This window comes from Microbacterium sp. GbtcB4, from assembly GCF_019091465.1.
GTDB lineage: Bacteria > Actinomycetota > Actinomycetes > Actinomycetales > Microbacteriaceae > Microbacterium > Microbacterium paraoxydans.
The window spans coordinates 1-247 of the sequence record NZ_JAGXJJ010000358.1; the positions used below are offsets into that span (position 1 = coordinate 1).

General features: G+C 72.5%; 1 pseudogene. It reads left to right on the forward strand.

Going from position 1 to position 247, the window contains the following annotated elements:
• Positions 1-189 (forward strand): annotated as a pseudogene (locus tag KVS71_RS18155) (hypothetical protein); the annotation flags it as partial.
• Positions 190-247: the final 58 nt, after the last annotated feature.

Here is a 247-nt window from a genome sequence, read left to right on the forward strand (position 1 = left end):
CGCCACCTCGCGGCGCGACCCGCCCACGGTCCGGAGATCGCGCACGTGGACGAGTGCGCACACGCGAACGCCCCCGGCTCGAGGAACCCCAAGCGGTGGCAGGATGCCGAGGAGCTGCTGGACGTGGGGATCGACGTCGTCACCACCGGGAACGTGCAGCACATCGAGTCGCTGAACGGGGTCGTGGGGTAGATCACCGGCATCGCCCAGGCCGGGACCATCCCGGCCCTGGTGGTCCGCGCCGCCG